This window comes from Streptomyces sp. NPDC001270, from assembly GCF_042896695.1.
Lineage (GTDB): Bacteria > Actinomycetota > Actinomycetes > Streptomycetales > Streptomycetaceae > Streptomyces.
This window is the reverse complement of the sequence record NZ_JBIAXM010000006.1, coordinates 60,039-85,701: the sequence shown is the minus strand read 5'-3', so window position 1 is coordinate 85,701 and position 25,663 is coordinate 60,039. Positions and strand designations below refer to the sequence as shown.

The following is a 25,663-nucleotide window of genomic DNA, read 5'->3' as shown; positions in this document are numbered from 1 at the left end:
GGCGCGGAGGAGCCACGCCTGCCGCGGAGATTTCAGCGCCGGTAGAAGATCCGGTCCCGGTACTCGTCCATGATCCGGGTGTTCCAGTCGTGTCCGCCGTCGACGTTCCCGGAGCGCAGCAGCGGCGGCTCGACGCCACGGGCGGCGAGGGTCTGCGCTGTCGTGGCCATGACCGCCTGGAGGAGCGCGGTGGTGACCACCGTGGAGGCGGGGGCGAAGGGGGCCGGGATGGTGTCGAGGGTGAGTTCCGCGTCGCCGACCGCGATCTTCGAGTCGAGGACGATGTCGCAGTGGTCCTTCAGGTACGTGCCGGAGCCGTGCCGGGACGAGGTCTGCGTGGCGTACGCCACCGACGTCACGCCGATGACCCTGACCCCCCGGCCGCGCGCGGCCATCGCCATCTCCACGGGGAGGGCGTTGCGGCCCGACAGGGAGATGATCACGAGGACGTCGCCGGACCGGACGGGTGAGGTGTCCAGGACGGCACTGGCCAGCCCGTCGACGCGTTCCAGGGCGGAGCCGAGGGTGGCGGGGACGACGTCGACGCCGACGGCACCGGGCACCGGGAGCAGGTTCATCAGGGCGAGACCGCCGGCCCGGTAGACGACGTCCTGGGCGGCGAGGGAGGAGTGTCCGGCGCCGAAGGCGAACAGTCTGCCGCCGGCCTCGACGGTGTCGGCGAGGAGCGTACCGGCCGCCGCGATGGCCGCGGACTCCTCCTCACGGACCTGTCGCAGCAGGCCGATGGCGGCGTCGAAGAACTGGTCGGCCGGTGTGCCGTCGCTCATGCGGTGCCCTTTCGCAGCGTCGTCGCAGCGTCTGTGTCGCGGATCACCGTGCGGTCTGGACCAGCGCGCTGTCAATACGGCCAGTAGCGCCGTCCCGTACGGAGGAGGGCGGCTCCCGACGCGCCGCGCACACGCGCTGGTAACTCCGCTGTTTCGGCGGTGCGGGACGGTTGTCGGTGGTATGCGTCAGAATTGAGGCCAGGGCCAGCGCATGCCGGGAGCGGTCAGCTTCCGGCAGAGGTAATCGAGGGGCACGTATGTCCGGACTGATCGACACCACGGAGATGTACCTCCGCACCATCCTCGAACTGGAGGAGGAAGGCGTGGTCCCGATGCGCGCCCGCATCGCCGAGCGGCTGGACCAGAGCGGTCCGACGGTGAGCCAGACGGTCGCGCGGATGGAGCGCGACGGCCTGGTCTCGGTGGCGACCGACCGGCATCTGGAGCTGACCGACGAGGGCCGCCGGCTGGCCACGCGCGTGATGCGCAAGCACCGGCTCGCGGAGTGCCTGCTGGTCGACGTGATCGGCCTGGAGTGGGAGCAGGTGCACGCCGAGGCGTGTCGCTGGGAGCACGTGATGAGCGAGGCGGTGGAGCGCCGCGTCCTGGAGCTGCTGCGCCATCCGACCGAGTCGCCGTACGGCAACCCCATCCCGGGCCTGGAGGAGCTGGGCGAGCAGGACGGGGCCGACCCGTTCCTCGACGAGGGCATGGTGTCGCTGGCGGACCTCGACCCGGGCGCGGACGGCAAGACGGTCGTGGTGCGCCGTATCGGCGAGCCGATCCAGACCGACGCCCAGCTGATGTACACGCTGCGTCGGGCGGGTGTGCAGCCCGGTTCGGTGGTGAGCGTGACCGAGTCGGCGGGCGGTGTGCTGGTGGGCAGCAGCGGTGAGGCGGCCGAGCTGGAGGCGGACACCGCCTCCCACGTGTTCGTGGCCAAGCGCTGAGGCGCGCCGCCGGGCACGGCGGGTGGCTCGTCGAACGCAGAGGCGGCGCGTCGGACGCCGGCCGCGCGCGGCGTCTGGGCAGCCCCCTGTCCGGCGTCAACTCCCGTGGCTGGAGCGCCGGTTGGGGGCCGGACCGGGTGGCGCCGAAATCCCGGATTCGGTGCTCCGAACGGCAGCGCTCGGCCGTATCTCGTGCAAGGCTGTCGCGAGAGGCATATGACCGGAGGGGGGGCGGGGAGGATGTGCCGCAGACAGGGAGAGGGCCCCGGCACCCTGCGGCGCCGGGGCCTGTCCTCCCCTGTGCTGACCTGGAGCCCCGAGCTCTCAAGGTCATCCCCCGCGGACCGGTTTCCCCGAGCGGTCCGCCTCCCGCGTAACAACTCCCCTCGGTGGCGGCGATCATTCCTCGTCGGGGGTCACTCGAATGAGGGGTGTTGTCCGCAGAGGCACCAGTTTCGAAAAGCTATTCGATAATCTAGGGCAATCTACGGGGAAAATACGGCAAACTACGGCAGCATCTGCGCAACGCAGCGGTACGACGGCAGGACACAGCGGTACGGTCCGAGCGGAGCTAGGGGGGTGCCAGCGCATGGCACGGCGTATCGACGTGAGGGGAGCGGGCGGCGTGGGGCTGGCCGCCTGGGAGTTCGCCGACCCTCCCAAGACGGATCCGGAACCCGGGCCCGGGGTGTTGTTACTGCACGGCCTGATGGGCCGGGCCTCGCACTGGGCGGCCACCGCCCGCTGGCTCTCCGAGCGCCACCGCGCCGTGGCGCTGGACCAGCGCGGCCACGGCCAGAGCGACAAGCCCCCGCCGGCCGCGTACACCCGTGACGCCTACATCGAGGACGCCGAGGCGGCCGTCGAACAGCTCGGCCTCGCCCCGGCCGTGGTCATCGGACACGCCATGGGCGCGCTGACCGCCTGGCAGCTCGCCGTCAAGCGCCCCGACCTGGTGCGTGCCCTGGTCATCTGCGACATGCGGGCCTCCGCCCTCGGCGGGGCCTCGCAGCGCGAGTGGGCCAACTGGTTCAAGTCCTGGCCCGTACCGTTCGCCACGCTCGCCGACGTCCGCAAGTGGTTCGGCGAGGACGACCCCTGGGTGGACCGTCCGAATCCGGCCCGCGGCGAGTTCTACGCCGAGATCATGCACGAGTCCGCGGACGGCTGGCGGCCCGTCTTCGACCCCGACCGGATGCTGAGGTCCCGCGAGACCTGGGTGCATGACGCCCACTGGGAGGAGCTGACCCACGTCGGCTGCCCCGCCCTGGTCGTCCGCGGCCTCGACGGCGAGCTGGGCCGCGCCGAGGCCCAGGAGATGGTCCGGGTCCTGCCCCGCGGCCAGTACGCGGAGGTCGCCGACGCCGGCCACCTCGTCCACTACGACCAGCCGGCCGCCTGGCGCACGGCGATCGAACCGTTCCTGGACACGGTCCTCACCCAGTGAGGGCGGGAGCGGGCTGAGGACGGGTCGCATCCGAACGCGGGGGGGAGCACCGTCGGACCCGGCGACCGGCCGGTCCGGGTCCGGCGGCCGGCGGGTCCGGGAAAGGTGGCCGGCCGGTCCGGGCAAGGCGGCGACTGACGGGCCCGAGTGGGGCGGCTGACGGGTCCGGGGAGGGTGGGCCGGGGGTCTGACCGCCCGGCCGCCTCAGCCACCTCCGCAGGCCCCGCCGCCCCGGCCGCCTTCGTACGTCGGCCGGTCACCGACCTCCGTCAGCCCGCACCGGTCCTTCGCCCCCTCCTCCATCCCCTCCACCCCCTTTGCCTCCTTCATCACCCCTTGCTGACCGCGGCCAGTATCTCCGGCAGGTACGCCGCCGTCCGCGGTGCCGCCAGCCGCAGGCCCAGCACGGTGATTCCCGCGCCGTAGGCGGCGCCGACCGGCAGCAGCAGCCAGGTCCAGGCGTCGCCGCCCGCGCTCACGTTCAGTGCGATGGCGAGGGTGATGACGGGCGTGCACAGCAGGGCCGCCGCGACCATGCCGCCGAAGATCGCGATCCAGGCCAGGCTGCCCTGCCCGGGTGCCACGTTCTTGTAGCCCTCCTGCGGGATGGAGTACGGGAAGCGGGCCGAGGTCCACGCCCCGGTCGCCAGCATCGCGCCGAGCAGCGCGAAGGACAGGCCGAGCGTCTCGGGCAGCCGGTGCCAGTCGCCCAGCAGGGGCTGTCGTCAGGACGGTCACCAGTACCGCGTACGGCAGGGTGATCACCAGCAGTGCCAGCGCCCGTCCGCGCAGCTCGACGTACGCGTCCCGGGCGGACGAGATGGTCATGGCCACCATCCAGAACGCGGACGTGTCCTGCCCGAACTGGTTGTACATCTGGATGCCGAGCATCCCGGCGGCGAAGCACGCGAAGTAGACCGTCCCGGTGCCCTGCAACGCGTTGAACACCGGCACGATCAGCCCGATGGCCAGCGAGGTCACCCACGCCGCCTTGGTCTTGGGGTCGCGCCAGACGTAGCGCAGGGAGCGCTCCATGACCGTACCGGTGCGGCCCGTCGGCAGCAGCCGGCCGAGCCCGGTCGAGGTGCGCGCGCGGGCGCCGCTGTCGGCGGCCTGCAAGGTGGAGCCGTCGGGCGCGGTCATCAGCCGGGTCAGGCTGCGCGCCCACAGGGCGAGCAGCAGCGCCAGCGCCGCCACGGTCAGCAGCAACTGGGCGGCGGCCCGGCCGTACGCGCCCTCGCTCACCGCGTGCACCGCGCCCACCGCCGAGGCGGGCGGCACCCAGCGCAGCACGTCGGCGGCCGGGGCGAGCTGGCCGAGCCCGGCCGAGCCGAGCCGCTGCGCACCGAAGTTGACCAGTTGCGCGCCGACCGCGATGACCAGCCCGCTGAGCACCGCGAGATCGCGGCCCTTGCGGCTGGTCAGCAGCCGTACGTTGGCCGCGGCCACGGCCCGCGCGAGGGCCACGCAGACCAGCACCCCGAGGACGGTCGCGAGGACCGCGGTGACGTAGGCCGCGCCGCCGTGGGCGACCGACAGGGCACAGCCGGCCAGCAGGAGCAGCGTGAACGCCGGCCCGATGCCGACCAGCGAGGCCGCCAGCAGGGCCCGTACCAGCGGGCGCGGGCGCAGCGGCAGCATCACCAGCCGGGTCGGGTCCAGCGTCTCGTCGCCGCTCGGGAAGAACAGCGGCATCACGGCCCAGCCCAGTGCCAGCACGGCCGTCGCCAGGAGGGCGACGGCGTCGGCGTGGGCGTTCCCGCGCAGCGCGATCAGGCCGAGCAGTTGCAGCGCGGCGAACAGCAGCGCGACGACGGCCGAGGCGACGAACGCGGCCCGCCGTCCGCCGGACTGCCTGAGCCCGTTGCGCAGCAGGGACAGCTTCAGCCGTACGACGGTGGCGGTGACGTCCGTCATCGGGCCCCGCCGCCCAGCCAGTCCAGGTCGGAGCCGGCGTCGCGGCCCTGCGCGCCGACCAGTTCCAGGAACGCCCCCTGGAGGGTGGTGTGCGCGCCGCGCACTTCGGACAGCGGCCCGGTCGCGCGGATGCGGCCCGCCGCCAGCACGGCCACCCAGTCGCACAGTGACTCGACGAGTTCCATGACGTGGGAGGAGAAGACGACGGTGGCGCCGGAGCCCGTGTACCGCTCCAGGACGCCCCGGATGGTCTGCGCGGACACCGGGTCGACGCCCTCGAACGGCTCGTCGAGGAAGAGGACTTCGGGATTGTGCAGGAGGGCCGCGGCCAGCCCGATCTTCTTGCGCATGCCGGTGGAGTAGTCGACGACGAGCTTGTGCTGGGCACCGGCGAGATCGAGCACGTCCAGCAGTTGGGTGGCCCGCTTGTCGACCTCGGCCCCGGGCAGCCCCCGCAACCGCCCGGTGTAACCGAGCAGTTCGCGCCCCGACAGCCGCTCGAACAGCCGCAGCCCCTCCGGCAGCACGCCGATCCGTGCCTTGACGGCCACCGGGTCCCGCCACACGTCGTGGCCGACCACCTCGACGGACCCCTGGTCGGGCCGGAGCAGCCCGGTCACCATCGAGAGGGTGGTGGTCTTACCGGCTCCGTTGGGCCCCACCAGCCCGATGAACTTTCCCGCCGGCAACTCCAGATCGATCCCGGCGACAGCGACCTGCTGCCCGAACCGCTTCCAGAGCCCGCGCACAGACACGGCCGCGCCGCCCACTCCCGTTTGCTCCGTCATACGAGCACCCTACGGTGCAAACCCCACCCCCAAAGGGGCGCGGGGAACTGCGCGAACACCCCCCACGGCCCCGCACTCGCCCCCCAACCTCAACGATGCAGCACCCCAAGCGCCCAGGGGCGCGGGGAACTGCGCGAGCAAGCCCACGGCCCCGCACTCGCCCCCCAACCTCAACGATGCAGCACCCTTCGCGCCCAGGGGCGCGGGGAACTGCGCGAAGACCGCCCACTCACCCGCACCCGCCCCCCAACCCCAACCACCCAACAACCACCCCTACCGATCCCTCCCGCACGCATACGCCAACGGCGAGATCAACTCCTCCACATCCGGCAACCACCGATTCGCAGCCGTCGGCCGGCAGGCCCACTGCACGGCCCCCTGCGACCCGAACCGCGTAGGCGGCGCAGCCACGTACGCCCCCTCGCCGAGCGCGACCAGATCGAGCGACCCCAGCGACCAGCTCAGCTTGCGCAGCAGTTCCGCGAGCTTCAGCGAGGCACCCGGCAGAACGAAGAAGTTCATCCGCCGGTCGGGGGTGCGCGTCACCGGCCCGAGCGTCAGCTCCATCCGCTCCATCCGGGCCAGCGCCAGGAACCCGGCCGACTCCGGGACGGACAACGCGTCGAAGGTACGGCCCGTCGGCAGCAGGATGGACGCCGTCGGCTGCTTCTGCCACATCCGCCGGGCGACGGTCGCGCTCCCGGTCGCCAGGGTCGCCCAGTCCGCGCGCCCCGGGTGTGCGCCGGGGGCGGCGCACACGGCGTCGCCGCAGGAGCAGTGCTGCTCCCCGTCGGCGGCTTCCAGCCAGGTGCCGGGTACCACGTCCCAGTGGCGCTCCTCGGCGTAGCGAACGGCGTTCTCCAGCAGCGATTCCCCGCGCTGCTTCGGAATCTGGGCGGCTTCGGGTCCAGTGATCGTCTCTTCCACGTCCCACTCAACTCCCGCGCCCACCTCGGGTTACGGCCAGTGCGATGACAGGACCGCGCGCGGGGGAGGAGCATCGGTTCCGTAATTGGGGCGCATGGATGCATGTCCGGGGGCGCGCAGGAGGAAGCCCGTCGTGGCCGGGGTAGCCACCGTTGGGGGTCGGGATCAGCTTTTACTCCGGCAATCCTCGCATGTCTCGCATTTTCGGTACGTAGCGGGGCATTGATTTTCAGGGCCGGATCTTTTCGCTTCAGGGGTTGGCAGGGGGTACGCCATGGCCGCAAGGCCACTCGTCGCGCGGCAGCCGAACGAACGGTTGCAGGCGCTCATTCAGGAGGCGGGGTGCTCGAACGCCGGGCTCGCCCGCCGGGTCAACATGTGCGGCGCCGAGCACGGCCTCGACCTGCGCTACGACAAGACGTCCGTGGCCCGTTGGCTGCGCGGTCAGCAGCCGCGGGGCCGGGCGCCCGCCATCATCGCCGAGGCGCTGGGCCGCAAACTGGGCCGTACGGTCACCATCGACGAGATCGGGATGGCCAACGGCAAGAACCTCGCCTCGGGCGTCGGTCTCCAGTTCTCGCCGACGGTACTGGGCGCCATCGAGCAGGTCTGCGAGCTGTGGCGCAGTGACGTGGGCCGCAGGGACTTCCTGTCCGGTTCGTCGGTCGCCGCGTCCGCGCTGGTGGAGCCGAGCCGCGACTGGCTGATCTCGGCGCCGGACGCCCAGGTGGCGCGTCAGGCGGGCCCGCGGGTGGGGCAGTCGGACGTGGCGGCCGTGCTCGCGATGACCCAGGCGCTGGTGGACCTCGACCACCAGTACGGCAGCGGGCATGTCCGCCCGGTGGTCGTGCACTACCTCAACAGCGTCGTCTCCGGGCTGCTGGCCGGTTCCTACCGGGAGGCCGTGGGCCGCGATCTGTTCGCCGCGGTGGCCCGACTGACCGAGCTGGCCGGGTACATGGCCGTCGACACCGGCCAACCGGGCCTCGCCCAGCGCTACTACATCCAGTCGCTCAGGCTGGCCCAGGCGGCGGGCGACCGCGGGTACGGCGGCTATGTGCTCGCCTCGTCCATGAGCCACCTGGCCGCCCAGCTCGGAAACCCGCGCGAGATCGCGCAGTTGGCGCGCGCGGCGCAGGAAGGGGCGCGGGGCCGGGTCACCCCGCGCGCGGAGGCGATGTTCCACGCGGCCGAGGCGCGCGGGCACGCCCTGCTGGGCGATGTGCGGGCGGCGCAGTCGGCGTCCGAGCGGGCGGTCACGGCGATGGAGTCGGCGGACGCGGACTCCGGGGACGACCCGGCGTGGATCGCGCACTTCGACGAGGCGTATCTGGCGGACGAGTTGGCGCACTGCCACCGCGACCTCGGGCAGTCCGAGGCGGCGGCGCGGTACGCGCAGCAGTCGCTGGCCGGGCATCCCGAGGGACGGGTGCGCAGGCGGGCCATCGGTTATGTGCTTCTCGCCACAGCGCAGGTGCAGCAGCGCGAGGTCGAACAGGGCTGCCACACCGGTCTGAAAGCGGTGGAACTGCTGGAAACGCTCCGTTCCAATCGCGGCGCCGAGTACCTGGACGACTTCCAGCAGCGGCTGGAGCCGTACCGGGACGAGCCGGTGGTGCGGGAGTTCGGGGCGCGGCTCGACCTGCAACAGGCCGCGTGAGACGGCCGCCCGCGACGCGGGTGAACACGGAATGGGACGGAGCGTGAACGGACGGGAAATCGACGTGTTGACGCGGGGACGGGGCCATTAACAGCGCCTCACGGGGCGGTTCCGTTACAGCCGGTGCAGGGAAGATGATCGGGCCCTGAGCTGCGTGGCACCCGGCTCGGGGGACCCGGTAGCGTGAGCCGACGATTCCGAAGGTCCCCCAATCGTAGGAGTCCCGGTGACGCAGAGTGGACAGGGCGAGCCCGCGCGCGAAGGCATCGTGCTGCCCTCCGACGGTGGCGAGCCGCTGCTGCCGGGTATGACGGGCGGATCCGCACCTCAGCCGACCCGCCCGCAGCCGTCAGGACCGGGGCAGCCGTCCGGACCGCAGCCGAGCGGTCCCCAGTCGGCCGCCCCGCCCGGCGGTCAGGCGTGGGGGCAGCCCTGGGGCCCGGAGCAGCAGTCGGCCGCCGCCCCCCAGCCCGACCAGGGCTGGCCGCCGGCCCCGGCGCTGGAGTGGGGGACCACGAACCAGCCCACTCCGTGGACTCCTCAGGTGCAGCACGGCCCCGGCGCGGGCCCGCTGCCCCCGGAGGGCTCCCCGACACCGCCGCACGGCGGCGCGGCCCCGCAGGACCCGGCGGCCGGGGCCTACGGCTCCGGCGCGACCGGCGCGGCGCAGCTGCCGTACGGCTCGGGCGGCGACGCGGCGCAACTGCCGTACGGAGACGGCGGCGCCCAGCAGCAGTCGTACGGAGGGGGCGGCGCCCAGCAGCAGTCGTACGGCGCTCCGCTTCCCCCGGCCGCGCCCGCGGAGCAGGCCGCCACGCAGTACATACCGCCGTCCGCGCCCGCGGAGCAGGCCGCGACCCAGTACATACCGCCGGTCGCGCCCGCGGACCAGGCCGCCACGCAGTACATACCGCCGGTCGCCGCGGGCGGCCCGGGTCCCGTGCCCGCTCCCGCGGGCGAGGGCGCCACGCAGTACATCCCACCGGTGGCTCCGGGCCCGTTGCCGCCCGAGGCGTCGGGGCAGGACACCCGCTTCCTGGGGCGGGCGGAGCAGCCGCAGCCCGCCGCGCCCGGCTCGGACGCCGAGGCCACGCAGTACATCCCCCCGGTGGCCGCGCCGTACGGCGGCGAGCAGGGCGGGGACCGGCAGCCGCCCGCCGAGTTCGACAACCTCTTCCGCAGTGCCGCGGGCGGTCCCGCGGCGGCCCCGCCCACCCAGCAGATGCCGCCCTTCCAGCAGCCGCAGAGCACCTACGCCGGGCCGCCGCAGCCCGCGTACACCCCGCAGGGACCGGGCGGGGGCGGCGGGCGGCGCGGCGCGCAGGACGGCGGCGGGCGCGGTGGGCGCCGCGGCGGCTCGCGGGTGCCGCTCATCGCGGCCGCGGGCGTCGGCATCATCGTCCTCGGGGTCGGCGCGGGCGCGCTGCTCAGCAGCGGGGGCGGCGATGACAAGGGCGACAACAAGAAGACCGTCGCCGCCTCGGCCCCCGCGGACAGCGGATCGCCGTCCGCGGCCGACGATCCGGCCCAGCCGCAGGCCGCGGGCCTGGACAAGCTGCTCGCCGACAGCGGCGGCAGCCGCGCCTCGGTGATCAAGGCGGTGGCCGACGTGAAGGCGTGCCGCAACCAGGGCGAGGCCGCCGCGGCCCTGCGGGCGGCGGCCAAGCAGCGCACCGATCTGGTCTCCCGCCTGTCGCAGCTGGCCGTGGACCAGTTGCCCGACCACGCCGAGCTGACCACCGCCCTCACCAAGGCGTGGCAGGCGTCGGCGTCGGCCGACAACCACTACGCGGCCTGGGCCGACCAGGCCGCCAAGAAGAACGGCTGCAAGAAGGGCCAGGCCCGCACCACTGGCCAGGCCCAGGAGGCCAACCGGGACAGCGGTACCGCGAGCACCGAGAAGAGCAAGGCGGCCCGGCTGTGGAACGCGATCGCCAAGAAGTACGGCCTGACCGAGCGCCAGGCGACCCAGCTGTGACCCCGACCGCGCCGCGCCCGGCCGGTACGCCGGGCGCGGCGCGGCCGGACCTGGCGGGCGCCGCCGGTCCGGCAGGGGCTGACGGGACGGGCACGGTCCGGCGGGGGCTGACCCGGCCGGACCGGACGCCTTCGGGCCGGCCGGCCCGGACTCAGCCGAGGTTCGCGTTCTGGAGCGTGGCGGTGACGTCCGTGAGGCCCCCGCCCCTGGCCGCCACCAGCTGTCCGGCGCGTACGACCTGAAGCGTCACGTCCGCGTTGACCAGCCGGGACAGACCGACGGCGGCGAGCTTGCCCTGGCCACGGGCGGGCCAGCTCAGGGTCGGGGTGAGCCCGCCCGTGGCGATCTTGATGCCGGAGTCCAGGGTGGCCCGCACGCTGTCGGCACTCACCTCGCTGCCGCCGATCTTCTCCAGGACGGCCCGCAGCACGGTGTAGGCGATCCACGTGGTCTGCACTCCGGCGTCCGCGGGGTCGATGCGGTTGTCGCCGAAGGCTTCCTTGTCGATCACTTCCTTCATCGGCTTCCAGCGCTGGTCGGTGGCCACCGGGTACCAGCCGGTGATGTACGAACCCTCGTACGGCCCGCTCGCGCCGCCCGACGCGTTGATCACGCTCTGGTCGACGCTGCCGAGCACGGTCGCGGTGCTCACCCGCGGATAGTCCTCGCGGGCCCGCCGGAAGGAGTCCATGAAGGTCGCGGTGGAGCCGCCGAGCGCCGGCACCACACAGCCCTGCGCCAGCGGGTCCGACGTCGCTTCCTTGAGCGCCCGGTCGGCCTGCTGGCTGTACTCGCCGACGTCCTCGGGTGCCAGCTGGTCCTTCGCCTTGTCGTGCTTGCCCGCGCCGAGCCCCGAGTTGAGCAGCGGGGGCAGCTCGTCGCCCGCGATGCTGTCCGGGCGGACCAGGGCGACGGGGCCGCAGGTGCCGGCGAGGGCCTTCCCGAGGCCGGCCAGCAGGCTGGCCTGGCCGCCGTTGACCGGGTAGGACAGCGCGCTGGTGAACTCCTCGGTCGTCACGCCGTAGCCGCCTATGTACGGGATGCCGGCGCCCTCCAGCGGCGCGAAGTACGAGTCGCCGAACTCGCTGTAGGAGCCGACGACCGCCACCACGTTCTCGTCCACCGCGCGCCGGGCACACTTCGCCGCGCCCACGGCGTCATTGCCGTCGTTGCAGGTCAGGACCTTCAGCTTGCGGCCGGCGAGGCCGCCCTCGGCGTTGATCCAGCGGGCGTACGCCTCGGCCATGGCGGGCATGCCGTCCATGTCGGCGGCGTCGGTGCCCTGCGGTGCCCAGGTCATCACCTTGATCGTGTCGTCCCCGGAATCTCCCGTTCCGGGAATGACCCCGCATCCGGCGGCGAGCGAGGCACAGGCCACGAGCGCACCCGCGGACAGCACGGAGGCTCGGGCAGGGCGGGTGCGTGGGGGGAGGAAGGTGCTGCGAAAGCGTCGCCTGCCGGTCATGTTCACGGACGATTCCGTCACACCGCTAACCCGGGCATGCTCCACGGTCAACCAGGGGTGACGTAGAGGTGAATTGCGGGGGCCGGTGGGACGCCCGCTGTGAAGAACGTACGATCGGTGACCGTGCAAGGTTCGGAGAACTCTTCCCGTCGCGGCCGTCGCTCCTCCACCATGGGCGGCATGCCGCAGAATGACATGCCGTGGTGGCGCTGGCGCAGCAATGTGCGTTCCGCGCTGCACATGCTCTCCGACCAGACGTTCCAACGAGACGTCTGGCTGGTCGGCGTCGACGGGTACGGGGACGTGACCGACGCCGTGTACCGGCTGGTGGAGGACACCTGGCTGGACAACTGGTCCGCCGAGAAGTACGTCGGCACGATCTTCCGGGACTCCCAGGAGGCGGCGCTCGTCGACACCGCCGTCCTGCGGGTGCTGCGGATCATGCACCAGGTCGGCCCGGACGCGCCGGTCGCCGCGTACCTGGAGAACCAGGGCTGGCCGGAGGCGGTGCGGGCGGCCCGGGACGCCCACGTCCGGATGTCGGTGAGCGACGGCGACGACCCCGACGCGCCGCCGCGGAGCCTTGAGGTGCTCCAGATCATGACGCGGTCCGCCTAGCGGACCGTGCTCGGTACGCCGAGGCGGATGTGGGACCCTGTCCCGCATGAACGACCAGCCCACCCGAGCAGCGGCCCTGGCCGACCAGTACGTCCTGACGCTCTCGTGCCCTGACAAGAAGGGCATCGTGCACGCCGTGTCGAGCTATCTGTTCATGACCGGGTGCAACATCGAGGACAGCCAGCAGTTCGGCGACCACGACACGGGTCTGTTCTTCATGCGCGTCCACTTCTCGGCTCAGGCGCCGGTCACCGTGGACAAACTGCGGGCGAGCTTCGCGGCGGTCGGCGACTCCTTCCAGATGGGCTGGCAGATCAACCGCGCGGACGCGAAGATGCGCATCGTCCTGATGGTCAGCAAGTTCGGGCACTGCCTCAACGACCTGCTGTTCCGCGCCCGGACCGGTGCGCTGCCGGTGGAGATCGCCGCGGTCGTCTCCAACCATCGGGAGTTCGCCGAGCTGGTCGAGTCGTACCGCATCCCCTTCCACCACCTCCCGGTGGCGAAGGACACCAAGACGCAGTCCGAGGAACAGCTGCTGGAGATCATCCGCGAGCAGCAGGTCGAGCTGGTGGTGCTCGCCCGCTACATGCAGGTCCTCTCGGACGAGCTGTGCAAGCAGCTCAGCGGCCGGATCATCAACATCCACCACTCCTTCCTGCCGAGCTTCAAGGGCGCGAAGCCGTACCACCAGGCGCACGCCCGTGGGGTGAAGCTGATCGGCGCCACGGCGCACTACGTGACGGCCGACCTCGACGAGGGCCCGATCATCGAGCAGGAGGTGGAGCGGGTACGGCACGACGTCACGCCGGACCAACTGGTCGCGATCGGCCGGGACGTGGAGTGCCAGGCGCTGGCGCGGGCCGTGCAGTGGCACGCGGAGCGCCGGATTCTGCTCAACGGGCGGCGGACGGTGGTGTTCGCCTAGCCCGCCCACCGGCCGCGGGGAACACCCCGCGCCGTCACGCCGTCGGCCCGGCGACCGTGTGCGCGGCGGGGACGAGGGCGGTGTCCGCCGGGGGGCGGCGGGTGAAGGTGCGCCGGTAGGCGGTCGGCGTGGTGTGCAGGACGCGCCGGAAGTGCAGCCGGAGGTTGGCCGCCGAGCCCAGTCCGCAGTCCTGTGCCACCTGGTCGATCGACTGGTCGGTGGTCTCCAGCAGTTCGCGGGCGGCGTTCACCCGGGCGTTGACCAGCCATTGCAGCGGTGTCGTGCCGGTCTCCTCGGTGAAGTGGCGCATGAACGAGCGCTGTGACATACGGGCGTGCCGGGCGAGTTCGCCGATGGAGAGCGGGTCCGCGAGGCGCTCCAGGGCCCAGGCCCGCGTCCCGGCCAGCGAGGTGTCACCGGCGACCGCCACGGGCGCCGGTACGTACTGGGCCTGCCCGCCGTCCCGGTGGGGGGCGGCGACCAGGCCGCGGGCGATCCGGTTGGCGGCGACGGCGCCCAGGTCGCGGCGCACGATGTGCAGGCACAGGTCGATGCCGCAGCAGACCCCGGCCGAGGTGAGCACCTCGCCCTCGTCGACGTAGAGCACGTCGCGGTCCACCGCCACGGCCGGGAAACGCTGCTCCAGGTCGTCGATGTGCTGCCAGTGGGTGGTGGCGTGCAGGCCGTCCAGTATGCCGGCGGCGGCCAGCGCGAACGCGCCGGTGCAGATCGACACCACGCGCCGCCCCCGGCCGCGGGCCTCTTGCAGGGTGTCGAGCAGCGCCGGGGGCGGCGGGCGCAGGGGCGGGTCGAAGCCGGGCACGATCACGGTGTCGGCGGCGCGCACCTGGTCCAGCCCGGCATCGACGAGCAGCTTGAAACCGCCGGTGGTCGCGACCTGACCGGACAGGGCGCACATGGTCAGCTCGTAGGGGGTCTCCGGACGCGGGGAGAAAACCTGGGTCGGGATGGCCAGGTCGAGCGGGGTCACCCCGTCGAGCACCACCACGGCCACACGATGAACAGCCATGGCAGCATCCTAACGAAACGCAGCATTTTTGCCACTCGTCGGTGCGGCGTGACGGCGCGAGGCTCAAGGCATGACTCGATCCGTGCAGCGGCCCCTGCCCGATGCGGCGGCCGATCCGGTGCCCGGCGCGCCCGGCGCGGCGACCGCCCCCGCGAACCCCGCACCCCCGAACCCCGGCCCTCCGGCGCTGCGGAAGCGCGGCACGGCCGGGACCGGCAACAGCCCGAGAACCGCGAGCCTGATGCTGCCGGCCTCGATCGTCGTCTCGTTCCTGGCCGCCTCCAGCGCGCCGACCCCCCTCTACGCGACCTACGCCGGCCGGTGGGGCTTCTCGCCGATCACCACCACCGTCGTCTTCGGCGTGTACGCGATCGCCGTACTGCTCGCCCTGCTCGTGCTCGGGCGGCTGTCCGACCACGTCGGCCGCCGGCCGGTGCTGCTGGCCGCGCTCGCGGTGCAGATGGTCGCGCTGGCCGTGCTCATCACCGCGGACGGGGTCGGCGCCCTGGTGGCCGGCCGGGTGTTGCAGGGTGTCTCCACCGGTGGGGCGCTCGGCGCGCTCGGCGCGGTGATGGTCGACATCGACCGCAGACGCGGCACGACGGCCAACGCGGCCGCGCCGGGATTCGGCACCGGCACCGGAGCGCTGCTGTCCGGGCTGCTGGTCCAGTACGCGCCGGCGCCCACCCGCCTGGTCTATCTCGTGCTCGTCGGCGTCTTCGTCGTGCAGGCGTTCGGCGTGTTCCTGATGCCGGAGACGGTGACCCGCAAGCCCGGTGCGCGCGCCGCGCTCGTACCCGAGTTCACGGTGCCCGCCGGGCTGCGCGGCCCGGTGGTCGCGGCGGCACCGATCCTGTTCGCCGTGTGGGCGCTCGCGGGTTTCTACGGGTCGCTCGGCCCGGCGCTGGTGAAGCAGCTGTCCGGCTCCTCCTCGGTGGTGCTGGGAGGCTTCGGATTCTTCCTGCTCGCCGTGGTCGGATCGCTGACGACCGGCGCGCTCGGCCGGGTGGCACCCCGCACCGTGATGCTGGTCGGCATCGTCATGCTCGTGCTGGCCGCGGGAGGCACGGTGGTCGCGGTCGGCCAGTCCTCGGCCGTCGGCTTCTTCGGCTGCACCGTCGTCGCGGGCATCGGCTTCGGGGCCGGGTTCCAGGGCGGTATGCGCACCGTGGTTCCGCTCGCCGCCCCGCACGAACGGGCCGGCGTGCTGTCGGTCGTCTACGTCGTCTGCTACCTGGGCATGGGCGCGCCCTCCGTCGCCGCCGGGTTCCTGGTCGTGCACGGCGGCGGACTCATCGGCACGGCCCGCGACTACGAGTTCTTCGTCCTCGTCCTCGCCCTCGCGGCCCTGCTGGGACTGCTGTCCACGAACCGGTCGGGCGGGCCCCGTGCGCAGGGGGCGGGAGCGCGGGGAACCACGCGGGCAACCCCTACGGACCCGCGGTCGACCTCGGACCCCGGCGAGCGCCCATCGTGAACTCCCGGCCCGCCTCGCCGTGAGCCCCACCCGGCTCCCACTGTGACCCCGGCCCGCCTCGCCGTGAGCCCCACCCGGCTCCCACCGTGAACCCGTCCCGGCTCCCACTGTGACCCCGGCCCGCCCCGCCGTGAGCCCCACCCGGCTCCCACCGTGAACCCGTCCCGGCTCCCGCAATGAACTCGACGGGGCCCCACCATGGCCCCAACCCGCCCCCACCGTGGGCTACATCCGGCTCAACCCCGCCGCGGCGAACAGGACGTCCCTGATCGCCTCCCGGTCCCCGAGTTGTCCCGCCGCGGCCTCCTGCGGCGGGACGTGGCCCGCGGCCAGGCGGCAGAACTCCACGCCGTCCAGGGCGAGCCGGGCCACCTCCAGTTCGGCGGAGCCCACCGCGCCGGGGGAGTCGAGAGGGATCAGCCACTCGCCGCCGCCGTCGCCCTCGATCTCCAGCCGGAGGGTGCGGCCGGGCTCGCCGGCCGCGACCAGGTGCGGGGTGTCGCCCTTCGCGGCCAGTCCCGCCTGGCGGCGGGCAGCCAGCGCCTCCGGCAGCATCCGGGCGGCCAGGTCGATCATGCGGTGCAGATGGCGCGGCGCGGGCGGGTCGTACGGATAGTCCACCGCTTCCGCGATGTCCTCCGCGTGCACCCAGCACTCGAACGCCCGGTCCAGCATCGCGTCGTGCAGCGGCAGGGTGAAGTCGCCGTACGGGACGGGCAGCCGGCCGGCGCTGCCGCCGGTGAAGGACACCGTCCGCACCAGGTTGTGACTCTGCTCACGCCACGGTGCCCGCACCGACCGGGCCAGCGGGACGTGCGAGGCCCGCCAGTACGCCTCGGTGCGCGGGGCCGGGCCCGTCACGCCCTCCTCGGCGAGCGGGTCCGCCAGGCCGAGCGCCACCGCGACCAGGCCGTCCACCGACAGCAGATGCGCGATCGCCCCGGCGACGGTGGTACGGCGGCTCGCCGCCGCGTCGCCCTCGAACCAGCGCAGCCGCACCGGTGCGTGCCACTCGGCGTCCCCGATGTCCTGGAGCAGCGCGTCGAGCCGGGCCGTCTCCGCGTCGTACGGCGTCGCCCACTCGGGCAGCGGGACGCGTGGCGGGCGCCGGTCGAGGCAGTGCGCGAGGACACGGGTGCGCAGCGCCGGGTCCAGGTCGAGGTTCTCGGGCTGGTGCAGCAGGCCGACCGCCTCGCGCAGCCGCCGCGCCTCGTCCGCGCAGGAGCCGCACTCGCCGAGGTGCAGTTCCACCGCGGCCGTCTCTGCGGCCGAACAAGCGGCCAGCGCCCAGGCCCCGAGCAGTGACCTCAGCACGCCGTGCGGCAGCTCCGGCGGGACGGGTGCCACGTCGTCCAGGTCGGGCAGCGGCCGTCCGGTGTCCTCGACGGAGGCACGGGGCAGCGGGATGCGCGGCGGCGGGCCGTCCGGTGGTTCCGGTCCGGTTCCCGCGCCGCGCGGCGGGTCGTCCCGGCCGCTCGGCCCCGGCGGCAGGTCACCGGCCCCGTCGCCGGTGCCCGTGCGGCCCGGTCTCTCGTACCCGCCCTGTGCATCGAACCGCTCCGCTCCGCTCACACCGAACCCCCGTATCCCGAGGGCGTCCCGGCGTCGTGCGCGGTGGACAGCAGTTGCAGGCCCAGGCGGAGCCGGCGGCGGGCCTCGTCCTCGGTGACGCCCAGGTCGGCGGCGGTCTGCCGGTAGTCGCGGCGCTGGAAGTAGGCCAGGTCCAGGGCGGCGCGCAGCGGCGCGGGCATCGACTGGACGATGTAGTCGGCACGGGCGGCGACCGACGCGTGCCGCACCTTGCGTTCCAGTTCCGCGGCTTCTTCGGTTTCTCCGGTTTCCCTGGTTTCCCTGGTTTCCCTGGTTTCCCTGGATTCCGAGGCTTCCCCGGCCTTCTCCTTCTCGGCCCCGCCGGCCCCGTCGCCGGCGAGCGCGGCGGTCTCGGTGGCGCGCAGCCGCTGCACGGCGAGCCGGTGGGTCAGCGCGGCCATCCAGGAACGCAGCGGGCCCTGCCGGGGATCGTAGGCGTCGGGGTGTTCCCAGACGTGGACGAAGACCTCGCGGGTGACGCCGTCGGCCGCCGCGTCGTCGGCGAGCACGCGGTGGGCGAGGGCGTGCACGAGGGAGGCGAACCGGTCGTACAGCTCGCCGAGGGCCGCCGCTTCGCCGCGCGCGAGCCGCTGCTGCATCTTGCGGTCCCAGCGGGGCGGTACGCCCTTCGTCGCCATGCGGCCCCCTCCCCCTGCCCCGAGTGCGTCCACCGTCTCCTCGAATGTAGTCGGCGGCTCCGACCGGGCACGCTCCTTTGTGTATTGCTCGCCCCAGGCGGACCGCAGGTGGTAATGGACCGTCGCGTACCCGGTCCACAATCGATCGAACAGGATCGAAGGCGACTAAAACAAGCCTGTTCTGTCCGTTTTCTGTTTCTGGTGCGGTGTTTCAGGGAACGGCCGCTGGGCAGCCGCGCTGCAAGGAAGCGGCGTAAAACCCTCCGTTTCTCGACGGTTCCGGGACGATCCGGCGAGCGAAAGGCGTGGTGGTGGCGTTCAAAGTGACCGCGGACGAGCGCGGCGGCTGGGCCGTGCTCCAGGTGTCGGGCGAACTGGATCTGGTGACCTCGCCGGTGCTGCGCCAGCGGGTGCACGACGCGGTGGCCGAAGGCCGGCGGCAACTCGTGGTGGACCTCTCCGAGGTCTTCTTCTGCGACTCCAGCGGTGTCGGCGTGCTGATAGGCACCCGGCGCCTGCTGCGTTCCTGCCGCGGCCGGCTCCGGCTGATCCTGCCCGCCCGCGGGGCCGACGACGGCTCGCACGTCAACCGGGTCCTCGGCGCGCTCGGCGTGCGCCGGCTCTTCGACATCCATCCCGACGTCGCCTCGGCGACCGAGGACGAGGCCGGTCCCCTCTCGGCGTGACACTGTTGTTGCGGAATTCCCCCGGTCTTGGCACAAAAGTCGCTTTCCCGCTCCGTGACCGGCCCTGGCGTCGTACGCTCCGTGCGAGAGCTACCCGACGTGATGTGAGGCGGCCCGAACAGACATGGTCAGTACCGAGTACGAGCGCAGGATCGCCGCCCGGTTCGCCACCTTCGACCAGGACGGCAACGGCTGGATCGACCGGGCGGACTTCAACGTCGCGGCCAAGGCGCTGCTGGCGGAGTTCGCCACGCCGGCCCGCTCCGCCAAGGGCCAGGCGCTGTACGCGGGCGCCGAGGCGTTCTGGCAGGGCATGGCCGGGATAGCGGACCGGGACGGCGACCAGCGCATCACCCGCCAGGAGTTCGTCTCCGGCGCGGTCAAGCGCCTGCGCGACAACCCGGACCGGTTCGCCGAGATCGCCCGCCCCTTCCTGCACGCCGCCCTCGCCCTCGCGGCCCCCGACGGCGACGGATCGGCCGCGGTCGCCGACATCGTGCGCGTCCTGCTGGCCCTCGGCGTCCGGGAGGACATCGCCGGACAGGTGGCGGCGGCGCTCGACACCGACGGCGACGGCAAGGTGGGAGAGACGGAGATCGTCCCGGCGTTCGCCCGGTACTTCACCGTGCCGGAGTGACGTCCGCGGCGGTGGAACGCCGGAGCGGCAAGGCCCCTGCGCGACGCGGCGGGCCGGAGCCCGGACCCCGGCGGTGCGGCCCGCCGGTCGCGTCGGCACCAGTCGGGGAGGCCGGGGAAGGCCGGGGAATCGGCCGCGGGCGTGCGGGGTGTCCGGAGGGAGGGTCAGGCGCCCGCCTGGACCGGACCGATGACGGTGCCGTCCGCGACGGTGAGTGAGCCGTCGACGCTGCCTTCGCCCGGGATCACGCCGTCCGGAGTCCGGAGCGTGAAGGCCACCTCGTCGGCCGGAGTGCCGTCGGCGTCGTTGGGGACCTGGATGTCGAAGTGAACCGGGTTCCCCGGGCCGAACGTCACCACGGCGTCCTGCGGGCCGTACGTGCCGGCGGTGATCCCGTTCTGGGCACCCTGGCTGGAGAACTTCACATCGGTCGGCGACCCGGCCAGCCGGCAGGGGGCGTACCCGGGCGCCGCGGTCAGGGTGACCTGGAAGTGGCTGTGCCCCGCGGAGGCGGGTCCCGGGGCGATCGTGGTGGTGTAGTTCGCCGGACGGCAGGCGGAGGGAGCCCCGTCGCCGTCCGCACCGGTGGAGGTCGACGGCGCCTCGGTACCGGTGCCGCCGCCCGAGGTGTTGTCCGAGGAGGAGTTGCCGTCCGAGGTGTCACCGGCGGCGGTGCCGGAGACCGATGCGGAGCCGCCGGCCTTGCCGTCGGCGGTGCCGGAGACGGCCGCGGAGCCGCTGGCCGTGCCGTTGCCGGAGACGCTCGCGGCGCCGTTGGCGGTGCCGTTGCAGGCGGTGAGCAGGGCCATCAGGGCGGCGGCACCCGTCAGGGCGACGACGCTCTTGCGGGGGCGGCGGTTCGCGCGGCGGTTCGACATGGGGTTCCCCCAGGGGTTGTGTTCCGGTCTCCTGCGTCCGGCTCTCTGTCGGACACTCCATGTGAGGGGGCCCGGTGCGGCGAAGTTCGTGGACCGCTGTCACGGGGCCGTCCCGGGTATGTCACGTCTGTCACGAGGAGTGTCACGGAACAGGGCCGCCCCCCGACGCAGCGGCAGGGGCAGCGCCGCTCACCGCCCGCCGTCCAAGAAGCGCTCCCGCAACTGGTACTTGAGCACCTTCCGCAGCGTCGCCCCCCGCGGCAGGGCGTCCACCACCTCCAGTTGTTCCGGCAGCTTGTGCACCGACAGCCCCGCCGCGCGCAGGTACGCCGTCACCGCCTCCAGGGTCAACTCCCCGTCCCCCGCAGGCGGTACGGCGGGTTCGACCACCGCGCACACCCGCTCCCCGCGCTCCGCGTCCGGCAGCCCGATCACCGCCACGTCCCCGACGCCCGGGTACCGGTGCAGCAGGTCCTCGATCTCCTTCGCGGAGATGTTCTCGCCCTTGCGGATGATCACGTCCTTGCGCCGGCCGGTGAGCACCAGATGCCCGCCGCCGGTCAGGTGCCCGAGGTCGCCGGTGCGCAGGAACCCGTCCTCGTCGAAGGTCTCCGCGGTCTGCGCCGGATCCAGATAGCCGCGGCAGACGGCCTCTCCGCGCAGCCGCACCTCGCCGTCGACGATGCGTACCTCCATCCCCTCGGGCGGCCGTCCCTCCGTCGTCGCCAGGTTCTCAGCGGTGTCCTCCGGGTCGCCCATGGTGATCATCGGCACCTCGGTCATCCCGTAGCCGTGGGCGAGTTGCACGCCCATCTCGCGGACCACGGCGTGGTACACCTCGGGCGGCTTCGGCGCCCCGCCGCCGGCCAGCAGCCGCAGCGTCGGGATGATCTTCTCGCCCGGCTGTTTGCGCTGCTCGGCGAGGAACATCGAGTAGAAGGCCGTCGAGCCGCCCGCCACCGTCACCCCGTGCCTGCGGTAGTCCGGCAGCGCCGCCGGCAGCGCGAAGTGCTCGAACAGCACCGCCGGGATGCCGTACAGGAGCAGCATCACCGTGTAGTCGGGGCCGCCGATGTGCGCGTACGGGAAGGCCACCGAGCCCACGTCGCCGGGGGCGAGGCGCAGCGCGTGGGCGAGACAGGCGCCGCCCGCGATCAGCGAGCGGTCCGTGTGCAGGACGCCCTTCGGGGCGGAGGTGGTGCCCGAGGTCCAGTAGATCCAGCGCACCGAGGTGCCCTCGGCGGGCGGCGGCGGCAGCCGCGCGGGATCGCCCTCGGGCAGGGCGTCGTACGCCTCGAAGACCCCTTTCGCGCCCAGTCGCCGCGCCATCCCCGTGTGGTCGAACCCGCGCCAGGTGCCCGGTACGGCGAAGAACTCCGCCTCGGCCGCCCGGAGTGCGAAGCCGACCTCCCGGTCCCGGTAGAAGGGGATGACCGGCGACTGCACCGCGCCGAGCCGGGCCAGCGCGAAGGAGAGCAGGACGGTCTCGACGCGGGTGGGCAACTGCCAGGCGACCACCGTGCCGGGCCGTACGCCCCTCGCGTACAGGCCCGCCGCCACCCGCTCGGCGCCCGCGCGCAGCTCGCCGAAGGTCAGCGTCCGGTCGTCCTGGAGGAACACCGGGCGGTCGGGGGTGAGCGTGGCACGGCTCGCGACCAGGTCCCAGAGCGTGCGCGACGTGCCCAGTCGGTGTGCGGTGGTGTCGGTTTTGGCGTCCGTTCCGGTGTGCATCCCGGCCCCCTCTGAGCTGACGAAGCGTCAGATAGTGCGGAGAGCGTAGAGCCGTGCGCCTTGTCGGTCCAGGGGTGCGGGACTAGCCTGCTGGGCGGAGAAGATCTGACGGGCCATCAGATGCGTCATCGGATGGGACTGCCGTCATCATCACGTCAGGCGGAGGGGACCATGCCCGAACTGCCCCGCATCATCAGCGTCGACGACCACGTGATCGAGCCCGCCCACCTCTTCGAGACCTGGCTGCCGGCGAAGTACCGGGACCGCGGTCCCAAGCCGCTGACCGCCGGGATCGGCGAGCTGGCCTACATCGGCGGCAAGTACCGGATCACCATGGACCCGGACGGGCCGCCCACCGACTGGTGGATCTACGAGGACCTGAAGTTCCCCTACAAACGCAACATCGCCGCCGTCGGCTTCGACCGCGACGAGATGACCCTGGAGGGCATCACCCGGGAGCAGATGCGGCCCGGCTGCTGGGACCCCGCCGAACGGCTGCGGGACATGGACCTCAACCACGTCGAGGCCAGCCTCTGCTTCCCGACCTTCCCGCGCTTCTGCGGACAGACCTTCGCCGAGGCCCACGACAAGGAGGTCGCGCTCGCCTGCGTGCGCGCCTACAACGACTGGATGGTCGAGGAGTGGTGCGCCGGCAGCGGCGGCCGGCTCATCCCGCTCTGCCTGATCCCGCTGTGGGACGTGGACCTCGCGGTCGCGGAGATCCGGCGCAACGCCGAGCGCGGGGTGCGGGCGGTGACCTTCTCCGAGATCCCCACCCACCTCGGACTGCCCTCCATCCACTCCGGCCACTGGGACCCGTTCTTCGCGGCCTGCCAGGACACCGGCACGGTCGTCAACATGCACATCGGCTCGTCCTCGCAGATGCCGGCCGCCTCCCCGGACGCGCCCCCCGCCGTCCAGGCGTCGCTCAGCTTCAACAACGCGATGGCCTCGATGATGGACTTCCTGTTCAGCGGCGTCCTGGTCAAGTTCCCGCGGCTCAAACTCGCCTACTCCGAGGGCCAGATGGGCTGGGTCCCGTACGCCCTGGAACGCGCCGACGACGTCTGGGCGGAGCACCGCGCCTGGGGCGGAGTCCGCGACCTGGTCCCGGAGCCGCCGTCGACGTACTACTACCGGCAGATCTTCTGCTGCTTCTTCCGCGACAAGCACGGCGTCGCGTCCATCGACTCCGTGGGCCGCGACAACGCCACCTTCGAGACCGACTACCCGCACGTCGACTCGACCTTCCCGCACACCAAGGAGGTCGCCCTCGACCACGTCAAGGGCCTCGACGACGAGACCGTCTACAAGCTGATGCGGGGCAACGCGATCCGCATGCTCGGCCTCGATCTCGACCGGGACCGGCGCCGGGACCAGGGCCAGGGCCGGGACCAGGGCCGGGACCGCTAGTGGACCTGTCGTACACACCGCAGGAGGAGGACTTCCGGGCGCGGCTGCGGGAGTGGCTGGCCGAGGCGCTGCCCACGCTGCCGGCCAAGCCGTCCCCGGCGGACTGGCCCGCCCGCCGCGCCTACGACCTCGGCTGGCAGCGGATGCTCCACGACGCCGGCTACGCGGACGTGCACTGGGACGCCCCGCCGACACTGCGGATGATCTTCCTGGAGGAAACGGAGCGGGCGGGCGCACCCTACGTGGGCGCGAACTTCGTCGGGCTGCTGCACGCGGGCCCGACGATCGCCGCCGAGGGCACCGCGGCGCAGCGGGAGCGCTGGCTGCCGCCGATCCTGCGCGGTGACGAGGTGTGGTGCCAGGGCTTCAGCGAACCGGACGCCGGATCCGACCTCGCCGCGCTGCGCACGCGCGCGTGGCGGGACGGCGACGACTACGTGGTGAGCGGAGCCAAGATCTGGACCTCGCACGCCGAGGTCGCCGACTGGTGCGAACTGCTGGTCCGCACCGACCCCGACGCGCCCCGGCACCGGGGCATCACCTGGCTGGCGATGCCCATGGACGCCCCGGGCATCACCGTACGGCCGTTGCGCACGCTCGCCGGGTCGGCGGAGTTCGCGCAGGTCTTCCTGGACGAGGTGCGGGTGCCGGTGGCCAACCGGGTCGGCGCGGAGAACGACGGCTGGCGGGTGACCATGGTGACGCTGTCCTTCGAGCGCGGCACCGCCTTCGTCGGCGAGGTCGTCGCCTGCCGCCGGGTGCTGGGCGAACTCGCGCGCGCGGCGCGCGCGAGCGGTCGCTGGGACGACGCGGGGGTGCGCCGCAGGCTCGGCGCGCTCAACGCGGAGTTCCGGGCGCTGTGGCGGCTGACGCAGTGGAACGTGAGCGAGGCCGAACAGGGCGGCGGGGTGCCCGGGACCGGTGGTTCGGTCTTCAAACTGAGGTACTCGCACGCCCGTCAGGAGCTGTACGACACGGCGGCCGACGTGCTCGGCGCGGACTGCCTCGACCTCGACCGGCCGTGGGTGCTCGACCGGCTGTCCTCGCTGTCGTACACCATCGCCGCGGGCACCTCGCAGATCCAGCGGAACATCGTGGCCGAGCGGATCCTCGGCCTGCCGAAGGGGCGGTGAGCGGCCGGATGCGTTTCCAACTCACCCAGGAGCAGCGGGCGTTGCGGGACGGGGTACGGCAGTTGCTGGCCCGGCGCTGGGACGCGCGACGGGCGCCCGCCGCCCTCGATCCGCCGGCCACCCCCGATCCGCCCGCCGCTTCCGATGCACCCGTCGACCCGCCCGCGCTGGACCGGGCGCTGTGGCGGGAGCTGGGCGCGGCCGGCTTCTTCGCGCTGCGGCTGCCCGAGGCGGACGGCGGGGCGGGCGCCGGGCTCGCGGAGGCGGTCCTCGCCTTCGAGGAGGCCGGCCGGGCGCTGCTGCCCGGCCCGCTGGTCGCCACGCACCTCGCGGCCGGCACCGTGCCCGGTGCCGCCACCGGGGAGACCGTGGTGACGGCCGTGGACGGCCCGCTGGTGGAGTGGCTGGCAGCGGCCGACGTGGTACGCGGGGACCCGTCCGGCGCGGTACCGGTCCGGTCGGTGGACCCGCTGACGCCGCTGCACCGGGTGCCGGGCTCGCCACCGGCGGCCCCGCCGGCCCCGCCCCCGCCGGTCCCGGCCCCGCCGGACCCCACGGCGGTGCTGCTCACCGCGGCCGAACAACTCGGTACGGCGTCCCGTGTGGGCGAACTCGCCGTGCAACACGCCCGGACGCGGGAGCAGTTCGGACAGCCCATCGGGGCCTTCCAGGCGGTCAAACACCTGTGCGCGGACATGCTGGTGCGGGCCGAGACGGCACGCGCGGCGGTGTACGCGGCGGCCGTCACCGGCGACCCGGTGGACGTCGCGGCGGCCCGGCTGCTCGCCGACGAGGCGGCCGTGCGCGGTGCCCGCGACTGCCTCCAGGTGCACGGCGGCATGGGCTTCACCTGGGAGTCCGAGGTACATCTGCACCTGAAACGGGCGTGGCTGCGCGCACGGCGTCGCGGCGGCGGCACGGAGGGTGAGGAACTGCTCGCCGCCGATCTGACCGCCTGAGCCGTCCGGAACCCCGCTGGACCGC

General features: G+C 73.1%; 21 protein-coding genes and 1 pseudogene. 12 read left to right on the top strand and 10 right to left on the bottom strand.

Going from position 1 to position 25,663, the window contains the following annotated elements:
* Positions 1-32 precede the first annotated feature (32 nt).
* Positions 33-788: an SIS domain-containing protein gene (locus tag ACFY2B_RS12160; RefSeq protein ID WP_390763050.1), complete on the bottom strand. Its 756-nt coding sequence runs from the start codon at positions 786-788 to the stop codon at positions 33-35.
* 257 nt (positions 789-1,045) lie between these two features.
* On the opposite strand from ACFY2B_RS12160, the gene ACFY2B_RS12155 reads away from it, so the two are divergent.
* Together ACFY2B_RS12155 and ACFY2B_RS12150 are read left to right on the top strand one after the other, a co-directional pair.
* A complete protein-coding gene (locus ACFY2B_RS12155) occupies positions 1,046-1,738 on the top strand; it encodes a metal-dependent transcriptional regulator (protein ID WP_390763049.1) in 693 nt (230 codons plus the stop codon).
* A gap of 589 nt (positions 1,739-2,327) precedes the next feature.
* Positions 2,328-3,185: an alpha/beta fold hydrolase gene (locus ACFY2B_RS12150; protein ID WP_390763048.1), complete on the top strand. Its 858-nt coding sequence runs from the start codon at positions 2,328-2,330 to the stop codon at positions 3,183-3,185.
* 329 nt (positions 3,186-3,514) lie between these two features.
* Here ACFY2B_RS12150 and ACFY2B_RS12145 read toward each other — a convergent pair.
* From ACFY2B_RS12145 to ACFY2B_RS12135, 3 genes and pseudogenes are all read right to left on the bottom strand, one after another.
* Positions 3,515-5,102 (bottom strand): annotated as a pseudogene (locus ACFY2B_RS12145) (transporter).
* Positions 5,099-5,890, bottom strand: coding sequence for an ABC transporter ATP-binding protein (locus tag ACFY2B_RS12140; RefSeq protein WP_390763047.1), 792 nt, complete (start codon positions 5,888-5,890; stop codon positions 5,099-5,101). Before ACFY2B_RS12140 ends, ACFY2B_RS12145 begins: the two are co-directional and overlap by 4 nt.
* Before the next feature lie 273 nt (positions 5,891-6,163).
* Positions 6,164-6,817, bottom strand: coding sequence for a bifunctional DNA primase/polymerase (locus ACFY2B_RS12135; protein WP_390763046.1), 654 nt, complete (start codon positions 6,815-6,817; stop codon positions 6,164-6,166).
* A 274-nt stretch (positions 6,818-7,091) separates the two neighbouring features.
* Here ACFY2B_RS12135 and ACFY2B_RS12130 point away from each other — a divergent pair, with 274 nt between their 5' ends.
* Together ACFY2B_RS12130 and ACFY2B_RS12125 are read left to right on the top strand one after the other, a co-directional pair.
* Positions 7,092-8,477: a transcriptional regulator gene (locus ACFY2B_RS12130; RefSeq protein WP_390763045.1), complete on the top strand. Its 1,386-nt coding sequence runs from the start codon at positions 7,092-7,094 to the stop codon at positions 8,475-8,477.
* A 226-nt stretch (positions 8,478-8,703) separates the two neighbouring features.
* A complete protein-coding gene (locus ACFY2B_RS12125) occupies positions 8,704-10,455 on the top strand; it encodes a hypothetical protein (protein ID WP_390763044.1) in 1,752 nt (583 codons plus the stop codon).
* Between the two features lie 151 nt (positions 10,456-10,606).
* On the opposite strand, the gene ACFY2B_RS12120 is transcribed toward ACFY2B_RS12125, so the two are convergent.
* Positions 10,607-11,920 carry an ABC transporter substrate-binding protein gene (locus tag ACFY2B_RS12120; protein ID WP_390763043.1) on the bottom strand — a complete coding sequence of 438 codons (1,314 nt, stop codon included), beginning with the start codon at positions 11,918-11,920 and terminating at the stop codon, positions 10,607-10,609.
* Between the two features lie 117 nt (positions 11,921-12,037).
* Here ACFY2B_RS12120 and ACFY2B_RS12115 point away from each other — a divergent pair, with 117 nt between their 5' ends.
* Both ACFY2B_RS12115 and purU read left to right on the top strand, forming a co-directional pair.
* Positions 12,038-12,538, top strand: coding sequence for a hypothetical protein (locus tag ACFY2B_RS12115; RefSeq protein ID WP_390763042.1), 501 nt, complete (start codon positions 12,038-12,040; stop codon positions 12,536-12,538).
* A 46-nt stretch (positions 12,539-12,584) separates the two neighbouring features.
* Positions 12,585-13,466, top strand: coding sequence for a formyltetrahydrofolate deformylase (purU, locus tag ACFY2B_RS12110; RefSeq protein ID WP_390763041.1), 882 nt, complete (start codon positions 12,585-12,587; stop codon positions 13,464-13,466).
* A 34-nt stretch (positions 13,467-13,500) separates the two neighbouring features.
* On the opposite strand, the gene ACFY2B_RS12105 is transcribed toward purU, so the two are convergent.
* A complete protein-coding gene (locus tag ACFY2B_RS12105) occupies positions 13,501-14,496 on the bottom strand; it encodes a GlxA family transcriptional regulator (RefSeq protein ID WP_390763040.1) in 996 nt (331 codons plus the stop codon).
* Between the two features lie 70 nt (positions 14,497-14,566).
* On the opposite strand from ACFY2B_RS12105, the gene ACFY2B_RS12100 reads away from it, so the two are divergent.
* Positions 14,567-15,973, top strand: coding sequence for an MFS transporter (locus tag ACFY2B_RS12100; RefSeq protein ID WP_390763039.1), 1,407 nt, complete (start codon positions 14,567-14,569; stop codon positions 15,971-15,973).
* Positions 15,974-16,198: 225 nt separating this feature from the next.
* On the opposite strand, the gene ACFY2B_RS12095 is transcribed toward ACFY2B_RS12100, so the two are convergent.
* Positions 16,199-17,545, bottom strand: a complete 1,347-nt coding sequence (locus ACFY2B_RS12095) for a zf-HC2 domain-containing protein (protein ID WP_390763038.1) — start codon at positions 17,543-17,545, stop codon at positions 16,199-16,201.
* Complete coding sequence (locus ACFY2B_RS12090; protein ID WP_390763037.1) at positions 17,542-18,201, bottom strand: sigma-70 family RNA polymerase sigma factor; 660 nt, start codon at positions 18,199-18,201, stop codon at positions 17,542-17,544. The genes ACFY2B_RS12095 and ACFY2B_RS12090 overlap by 4 nt, the downstream gene beginning before the upstream one ends.
* A gap of 305 nt (positions 18,202-18,506) precedes the next feature.
* On the opposite strand from ACFY2B_RS12090, the gene ACFY2B_RS12085 reads away from it, so the two are divergent.
* Together ACFY2B_RS12085 and ACFY2B_RS12080 are read left to right on the top strand one after the other, a co-directional pair.
* Complete coding sequence (locus ACFY2B_RS12085) at positions 18,507-18,887, top strand: STAS domain-containing protein (RefSeq protein WP_390763036.1); 381 nt, start codon at positions 18,507-18,509, stop codon at positions 18,885-18,887.
* Positions 18,888-19,011: 124 nt separating this feature from the next.
* Positions 19,012-19,524 carry an EF-hand domain-containing protein gene (locus ACFY2B_RS12080; protein WP_390763035.1) on the top strand — a complete coding sequence of 171 codons (513 nt, stop codon included), beginning with the start codon at positions 19,012-19,014 and terminating at the stop codon, positions 19,522-19,524.
* Between the two features lie 164 nt (positions 19,525-19,688).
* Here the strand turns inward: ACFY2B_RS12080 and ACFY2B_RS12075 are convergent, their stop codons facing one another.
* Positions 19,689-20,402 carry a DUF4232 domain-containing protein gene (locus ACFY2B_RS12075; protein ID WP_390763034.1) on the bottom strand — a complete coding sequence of 238 codons (714 nt, stop codon included), beginning with the start codon at positions 20,400-20,402 and terminating at the stop codon, positions 19,689-19,691.
* A 189-nt stretch (positions 20,403-20,591) separates the two neighbouring features.
* On the bottom strand, positions 20,592-22,133 hold the full coding sequence (locus ACFY2B_RS12070) for a class I adenylate-forming enzyme family protein (RefSeq protein WP_390763033.1): 1,542 nt from the start codon (positions 22,131-22,133) through the stop codon (positions 20,592-20,594).
* A 171-nt stretch (positions 22,134-22,304) separates the two neighbouring features.
* On the opposite strand from ACFY2B_RS12070, the gene ACFY2B_RS12065 reads away from it, so the two are divergent.
* The 3 genes from ACFY2B_RS12065 to ACFY2B_RS12055 are packed head-to-tail and all read left to right on the top strand — an operon-like array spanning position 22,305 to position 25,638.
* A complete protein-coding gene (locus ACFY2B_RS12065; RefSeq protein ID WP_390763032.1) occupies positions 22,305-23,546 on the top strand; it encodes an amidohydrolase family protein in 1,242 nt (413 codons plus the stop codon).
* Positions 23,546-24,679: an acyl-CoA dehydrogenase family protein gene (locus ACFY2B_RS12060; RefSeq protein ID WP_390763031.1), complete on the top strand. Its 1,134-nt coding sequence runs from the start codon at positions 23,546-23,548 to the stop codon at positions 24,677-24,679. Before ACFY2B_RS12065 ends, ACFY2B_RS12060 begins: the two co-directional genes overlap by 1 nt.
* A gap of 8 nt (positions 24,680-24,687) precedes the next feature.
* Complete coding sequence (locus tag ACFY2B_RS12055) at positions 24,688-25,638, top strand: acyl-CoA dehydrogenase family protein (protein ID WP_390763030.1); 951 nt, start codon at positions 24,688-24,690, stop codon at positions 25,636-25,638.
* The last annotated feature ends 25 nt before the right edge of the window (positions 25,639-25,663 follow it).